The organism is Kitasatospora sp. NPDC018619, assembly GCF_044391605.1.
Lineage (GTDB): Bacteria > Actinomycetota > Actinomycetes > Streptomycetales > Streptomycetaceae > Kitasatospora.
Genome location: NZ_JBISAI010000039.1, coordinates 19839 through 26675, shown reverse-complemented (window position 1 = coordinate 26675; position 6837 = coordinate 19839). Strand labels below are relative to the sequence as shown.

Sequence of the window (6837 nt, the reverse complement as noted above, 5' to 3'; positions counted from 1 at the left end):
CGAACCGCACGGCCCCATCGAGACCGAAGCAGCCCGCCGCCTCGCCGACGACCTCAACAACCAGTAGTCATCTGTTAACCCAACACTTTCTGAGGCGGACGGGCCGACGGACGAGCCGCGGGCGGGGTGCGCACCCCGCCCGCCGCCACGCCCGGCGGCGCCGGGGCCGTCGGCGCCGGGCCGCGTCCGGCCCGGTCAGCGCCGCCCGGAGCGCCGGTCGCCCTCGCCGCCGCCGGTCAGGCCCGCGCGGCGCAGCGCGTCCGCCATGGCGCTGTTGGCGGGCGCACCGCCGCCGGAGCCGCCGCGCTCGCCGCCGCGCCGGTCCTGGCCGCCGCGGCCGCCCTGACCGCCCTGGCCCGCGCTCCGGCGCTCCTGGCGCGGCGGGCGGGCCTGGCGGTCGCCGCGGTCGCCGCGGTCGCCGCGGTCCCCGCCGCGCTCGCGCCCGACCTCGTCGTCCAGCCGCAGGGTCAGCCCGATCCGCTTGCGCGGCACGTCCACCGAGAGCACCCGGACCTTGACGATGTCGCCCGGCTTGACCACCTCGCGCGGGTCCCTGACGAAGTTCCGCGACAGCGCCGAGACGTGCACCAGCCCGTCCTGGTGGACGCCCACGTCCACGAAGGCGCCGAAGGCCGCGACGTTGGTGACCACACCCTCCAGCACCATGCCGACCTCCAGGTCGCCGATCTTGTCGACGCCCTCCTTGAAGGTCGCGGTGCGGAAGGCCGGGCGCGGGTCGCGGCCCGGCTTGTCCAGCTCGCCGAGGATGTCGGTGACGGTCGGGACGCCGAACGTGTCGTCGGCGAAGTCCGCCGGGCGCAGCGCCCGCAGCCGCTCGCCGTTGCCGATCAGCTCGCACAGCTCCCCGCCGGTCGCGGCCAGGATGCGGCGCACCACCGGGTAGGCCTCGGGGTGCACGCTGGAGGCGTCCAGCGGGTCCTCGCCGCCGGGGATGCGCAGGAAGCCGGCGCACTGCTCGAAGGCCTTGGGGCCGAGCCGGGCGACGTCCTTGAGCTGCTTGCGGGTGCGGAACGGGCCGTTGGCGTCGCGGTGCGCCACGATGTTGTCCGCCAGCGTGCCGGTGATCCCGGAGACCCGGGTGAGCAGCGGCGCCGAGGCGGTGTTGACGTCCACGCCGACGGCGTTCACGCAGTCCTCGACCACGGCGTCCAGCGAGCGGGAGAGCTTCACCTCGCTCAGGTCGTGCTGGTACTGGCCGACCCCGATCGACTTGGGGTCGATCTTGACCAGTTCGGCCAGCGGGTCCTGGAGCCGGCGGGCGATCGAGACCGCGCCGCGGATCGACACGTCCAGGTCCGGCAGCTCCTGCGAGGCGAACGCGGAGGCCGAGTAGACCGAGGCGCCGGCCTCGCTGACCATCGCCTTGGTGAGCTTCAGCTCGGGGTGGCGCCTGAGCAAGTCCTCGGCGAGCTTGTCCGTCTCCCGGGAGGCGGTGCCGTTGCCGATCGCGACCAGGTCCACATCGTGCTTCTTCGCCAGGGCGGCCAGGGTGGCCAGGGCCGCGTCCCACTTGTTGGCGGGCTGGTGCGGGTAGATCGTGTCGTACGCGACGACCTTGCCGGTGGCGTCCACCACGGCGACCTTCACCCCGGTGCGGAAGCCCGGGTCCAGGCCCATGGTGGCGCGGGTGCCGGCCGGGGCGGCGAGCAGCAGGTCGCGCAGGTTGGCGGCGAAGACCCGCACCGCCTCCTCCTCGGCCTCGGCGCGCAGCCGGGCCCGCAGGTCGATGCCGAGCCGGACCAGCACCCGGGTGCGCCAGGCCCAGCGGACGGTGTCGGTGAGCCACTTGTCGGCCGGGCGGCCGCGGTCGGCGATGCCGAAACGGGCGGCGATCCGCTGCTCGTAGTCGTTCTCCCCGGGCAGGTCCCCCTCGGACTCACCGTCGTAGGGCGAGAGTTCGAGGTCGAGCACCTCCTCCTTCTCGCCGCGCAGCATCGCCAGGATGCGGTGCGAGGGGAGCTTGGTGTACGGCTCGGCGAAGTCGAAGTAGTCGGCGAACTTGGCGCCTTCGCCCTCCTTGCCGTCGCGGACCTTCGCGACCAGTCGGCCGCGGCTCCACATCCGCTCGCGCAGCGAGCCGACCAGGTCGGCGTCCTCGCCGAAGCGCTCCACCAGGATCGCCCGGGCACCCTCCAGGGCCGCGGCGGTGTCCGCCACCGACTCGTTGAGGTACCCGGCGGCCAGCGCGGCCGGGTCCTGGGACGGGTCGGCGAGCAGGGTGTCCGCGAGCGGCTCCAGGCCGGCCTCGCGGGCGATCTGCGCCTTGGTGCGCCGCTTGGGCTTGAACGGCAGGTAGATGTCCTCCAGGCGGGCCTTGGAGTCGGCGGCGAGCACCCGGGCGCGCAGCGCGTCGTCCAGCTTGCCCTGGGCCTCGATCGACTCCAGGACGGCCGCCCGGCGCTCCTCCAGCTCGCGCAGGTAGCGCAGCCGCTCCTCCAGGGCACGCAGCTGGGCGTCGTCGAGGGAGCCGGTGACCTCCTTGCGGTAGCGGGCCACGAAGGGCACGGTCGCGCCGCCGTCGAGCAGGTCGACGGCCGCCTTCACCTGCCCCTCGCGGACGCCCAGCTCCTCGGCGATCTGCCGCTCGATCGCCTGCTGGGCCTGCCGGGCCACCGACTGGCGTGGTCACGAAGCCGGTCACCTTCTCCATCAGTGCTTGCGCCGTACGCCCTGCATTCTGGCAGGTGCCGACGACGCCGCCCGGCCGCCCCCGGGGCCGCCGGGCGTGGCGCGCGCCCCCCGCGGGCCCCAGCCGGGCTCAAGCGGGGCCCAGGCGCGGCTTCCTAGGCTGGCGGGCATGGACACTCTGGATGCCGCCGCCGAGTTGGAGCGGCTCGCCGCCGCCAAGTACCTGCTGTTCACCACGTACCGGAGGAACGGCACTCCGGTCGCCACCCCGGTGTGGGTCGCCCGCGACGGTGACGCGCTGGTGTTCACCACCGTCACGAAGACGGGCAAGGTCAAGCGCCTGCGCAACCGTTCGGACGTGCTGGTCGGGCCGAGCGACATCCGCGGGAACCTGCTCGGCGCCCAGGTGCAGGCCACCGCGGTGCTGGACCCGGCCCGGGCGCCCGCCTACCGCAGGCTGCTGCGGCGCAAGTACGGCCTGCTGTGCGCGGTGGCGCTGACCGCCAACGTGCTGCGCTTCGGCAAGGGCGGCACCATCGGGGTGCGGGTCACGTTCGGGTGAGCTTCGCCGGGTGACCTTCGCCGGATGACGCGCGGGTGACCGACATCGTGCGTTCCGCTTCGAACAGCCGCCGGACTGTGAGCAGTTCGGGAATCCACCTGAACGGTGACGACCGGAGCTGTACGCTGCCGGGCATGTGCGCTGCCACCCGGATCCACACCGACGGACCGGTGGTCGACGCGGCCCTGGTCCGGCGGCTGATCGCCGCCCAGTTCCCGCAGTGGGAGCACCTCCCCGTCACCCCCGCCGCCGCCTCCGGGGCGGACAACGCGATGTTCCGGCTCGGGCCCGAACTCGCCGTCCGGCTGCCCCGGGTGGGGTGGGCCGCCACGGGCCTGCGGCGCGAGCAGCAGTGGCTGTCCCGGCTGGCACCGCGGCTGCCGGTGCCCGTACCCGCTCCGCTCGCGGTCGGCCGGCCCGCGGCCGGCTACCCGTGGGAGTGGTCGGTGCTGCGCTGGCTGGACGGCACCAACCCGGTGGCCGGCGCGCTGGCCGCACCCGGCCCGCTGGCCCACGACCTGGCCGGCTTCGTCAGGGCACTGCGCGCCGCCGACCCGACCGGCGCCCCGGCCTCCCAGCGCAGCGTCCCGCTCGCCTCCCGGGACGGCGCCACCCGCGCGGCCATCGCCCAGCTCGCCGGCACCGTCGACGCGGCGGCCGCGACGGCCCTGTGGGACAAGGCCCTCCGGCTGCCCGAGTACGCCGGACTGCCGGTCTGGCTGCACGGCGACCTCACCCCCGGCAACCTGCTGCTCACCGGCACCGGCCGGCTCGCCGCCGTCATCGACTTCGCCCTGATGGGCGTCGGCGACCCCTCCGCCGACCTGATCGCCGCCTGGAACCTGCTGCCCGCCTCCGCCCGCCCCGCCTTCCGCGCCGCCCTGCACGCGGACGAGGCCATGTGGGCCCGCGGCCGTGCCTGGGCCTTCTCCCTGGCGCTGGTGGCGATCCCGTACTACCGCCACACCGACCAGGCGCTGACGGCCAACGCCCGCCGCGTCGTCCGGGAGGTCCTCGCGGACCGCAGCGTGTAGGCGCTCACGCGAACCGGCCGCCGCCGTCGGCCGGTCGAGCCGCCGGGAGCCGGCGGGGGCCGGCGCCGGACGCGGCCCCGTCCTCCCGGCCCCAGCCGCCCTACCCGGTCAGAAACCTGCCCCGGTCAATCCCGGCTGCTAGCCTCGCCGCATGAGCGGACTGCGGGAACGGAAGAAGGAGCGGACCCGGCAGGCCATCTCCGAGGCGGCCATCGCGCTGTTCCTGGAGCGCGGCTTCGACCAGGTGTCGGTGGCCGAGGTCGCGGCGGCCGCCGAGGTCTCCAAGCCGACGCTGTTCTCCTACTTCCCCAGCAAGGAGGACCTGGTCGTGCACCGCTTCGCCGACCACCAGGAGCAGGCCGCCGAGGTGGTCCGCACCCGGCCGCCCGGCGAGCCGGTGCTCGACGCGCTGCTGCGGGACTTCCTGGCCGGCCTCGCCGGGCGCGACCCGGTCACCGGCCTCAACGACCACCCCGCGGTGCTCGCCTTCACCGCCCTCGTCCACGGCACCCCCAGCCTGGCCGACCGGGTCGGCGCGTACGTGGCCCGCGCCGAGCGGTCGCTGGCCGCGGCGCTGCGCGAGGCCGGCGACCTGCCTGCACCGCGGGACCTCACCGCCGACCTGCTCGCCGCCCAGGTCACCGCCACCCAGCGCGTCCTCGCCCTGCACAACTGGCGGCGCCTGCGGGACGGTTCCACCGCCGACGACCTCCACGCCGAGGCCGCCGAGGCCGCCACCCGCGCCTTCGCCCTGCTCTCCCACGGCTACCGGCCGGCCAGCGGAGGCGGTTCCACCGCTGAGTAGGGTGCGCGCATGACGACGCGCCACCACACCTTCGACGCCCTGCACAACTTCCGCGACCTGGGCGGCTACCCGGCCGCCGGCGGGAGGACCGTCCGCTGGGGGCTGGTCCACCGCTCCGACTCGCTCGGCAAGCTCCGCACCCCCGAGGACCTCGACCGGCTGCGCGCCCTCGGCGTCCGGACCGTGATCGACCTCCGCTACCCCTGGGAGATCGCCGCCAAGGGCCGGGTGCCCGCCTTCGAGGGCCTGGAGTACCACAACCTCTCGATCGAGCACCGCCCGTACGACCAGGCCGAGATCGACCCCGCGCTCGACCCGTGGCGATACCTCGCCGACCGCTTCGGCGAGGTCGCCGAGGACGGGGTGAAGGAGATCCGGCAGGTCTTGGACGTGATCACCGCCGCCGAGGCCCCGGTCGTCTTCCACTGCGCCTCCGGCAAGGACCGCACCGGGCTGGTCGCCGCCCTGCTGCTCACCCTGCTGGGCGTCGGCGAGGACGACATCGCCGCCGACTTCGCGCTCACCGAGCTCGCCACCGCGCACTTCGTCGCCGAGTGGCACGCCGCCCACCCCGGCCGCACCCTGCGCTGGCCTGGCTACGGGCGCGCCCCGGAGGCCGTCATCCGGCTCGCCCTGGCCGACCTCGCCGAGCGCCACGGCTCCGTCGAGGCCTACCTCACCGGCGCCCTCGGCATCGACCGGGAGCAGATCGACGCCCTGCGCGCCCGCCTGCTGACCGGCTGAGCCGCGCCGACCGCCGACCGCCGTCCGGCTGCCGCGCCCGGAAGCCGGACGCCCCGGCCGGTGTCGGTGGCCCGGCGTACGGTGCGGGCATGACCACGCACGACGACACGCCCCGGCTCTTCTCCGGCCTGGGCCGGGTGGTGGTCCTGGTGGCCGACCAGGACGCCGCCCTGTCCTTCTACCGCGACGTCCTCGGCTTCCGGGTGCTCCACGACCGGACCGCCGCCGACGGCTACCGCTTCCTGCACGTCGGCCTCCCCGGCCAGGCCGGGGTCGGCCTCTGGCTGATGCCCGCCGCCGACGGGCCCGACCGCGCCCTGGTCGGCCGCCAGGCCGGCGCCCAGCCGCTGCTCGTCCTGTACGCCCCCGACCTGGACGCCGTCCGCGCCCGCCTGCACGCCCACGGGGTGCGCACCTGGGACGAACGGGAGGACGGGGACAGCCGCTCGCTCCACCTGGCGGACCTGTACGGGAACGAACTCGTCGCCGTCCAGCTGCACGAGCCCGCCGGGTGAACCGGCACCGGAGGGCGGCCGGGCCGACGCCAGGGCGGGCCGTGCGACTACTCCCCGGAACGGGCCGAGACGGCAGCGGGGGACACCGCACGATCCCGGACGCGCCCGGACCCGACTGCGGCCCGAACGCATCGCACCCCTCCCCCGGACACGCCAAGGAACACCAGCGACGATCCAGGACACCGAACCCCGGCCACCCCGACGAAGGCCCACGCCACCGCGCCCGGGGCGGGCCGTGCGGCTACTCCCCGGAGCGAGCCGAGACGGCAGCGGTAACCCGCACGAGCCCGGACGAGCCCTGACGCGGCTGCGGCCCGAACGCATCGCATCCCTCCCCCGGACACGCCAAGGAACACCAGCGCCGATCCAGGACACCGAACCCCAGCCACCCCGGCGAAAGCCCACGCCACCGCGCCCGGAGCGGGCCGTGCGGCCACTCCCCGGAACGGGCCGAGACGGCGGCGGTGACCCGCACGGGAACGAACTCCTCGCCGTCCAGCCGCACCAGCCCGCCGGGTGAACCGGCAC

Annotated in this window: 6 protein-coding genes; 5 read left to right on the top strand and 1 reads right to left on the bottom strand. The window is 75.4% G+C overall.

Translation table 11 applies throughout. The annotated features are described in order from the left end of the window. Positions 1 to 195: 195 nt before the first annotated feature. Positions 196 to 2634, bottom strand: a complete 2439-nt coding sequence (locus ACH5AR_RS33710; RefSeq protein WP_396305342.1) for a Tex family protein — start codon at positions 2632 to 2634, stop codon at positions 196 to 198. A 184-nt stretch (positions 2635 to 2818) separates the two neighbouring features. Between ACH5AR_RS33710 and ACH5AR_RS33705 the strand changes: the two genes are divergently transcribed. From ACH5AR_RS33705 to ACH5AR_RS33685, 5 genes are all read left to right on the top strand, one after another. Continuing rightward, a complete protein-coding gene (locus ACH5AR_RS33705) occupies positions 2819 to 3211 on the top strand; it encodes a PPOX class F420-dependent oxidoreductase (protein ID WP_396305341.1) in 393 nt (130 codons plus the stop codon). Positions 3212 to 3345: 134 nt separating this feature from the next. Continuing rightward, positions 3346 to 4245, top strand: coding sequence for an aminoglycoside phosphotransferase family protein (locus ACH5AR_RS33700; RefSeq protein WP_396305340.1), 900 nt, complete (start codon positions 3346 to 3348; stop codon positions 4243 to 4245). 151 nt (positions 4246 to 4396) lie between these two features. Further along, positions 4397 to 5050, top strand: coding sequence for a TetR/AcrR family transcriptional regulator (locus ACH5AR_RS33695; protein ID WP_396305339.1), 654 nt, complete (start codon positions 4397 to 4399; stop codon positions 5048 to 5050). A gap of 9 nt (positions 5051 to 5059) precedes the next feature. Further along, on the top strand, positions 5060 to 5794 hold the full coding sequence (locus ACH5AR_RS33690; RefSeq protein ID WP_396305338.1) for a tyrosine-protein phosphatase: 735 nt from the start codon (positions 5060 to 5062) through the stop codon (positions 5792 to 5794). Positions 5795 to 5883: 89 nt separating this feature from the next. Further along, complete coding sequence (locus ACH5AR_RS33685) at positions 5884 to 6309, top strand: VOC family protein (protein WP_396305337.1); 426 nt, start codon at positions 5884 to 5886, stop codon at positions 6307 to 6309. Positions 6310 to 6837 lie beyond the last annotated feature (528 nt).

What these genes read in the sequence shown, in the direction of transcription:
- ACH5AR_RS33705 (WP_396305341.1), top strand. Translation starts at nt 2,819, where the DNA reads ATGGACACTCTGGATGCCGCCGCCGAGTTGGAGCGGCTCGCCGCCGCC.
- ACH5AR_RS33700 (WP_396305340.1), top strand. Translation starts at nt 3,346, where the DNA reads ATGTGCGCTGCCACCCGGATCCACACCGACGGACCGGTGGTCGACGCG.
- ACH5AR_RS33695 (WP_396305339.1), top strand. Translation starts at nt 4,397, where the DNA reads ATGAGCGGACTGCGGGAACGGAAGAAGGAGCGGACCCGGCAGGCCATC.
- ACH5AR_RS33690 (WP_396305338.1), top strand. Translation starts at nt 5,060, where the DNA reads ATGACGACGCGCCACCACACCTTCGACGCCCTGCACAACTTCCGCGAC.
- ACH5AR_RS33685 (WP_396305337.1), top strand. Translation starts at nt 5,884, where the DNA reads ATGACCACGCACGACGACACGCCCCGGCTCTTCTCCGGCCTGGGCCGG.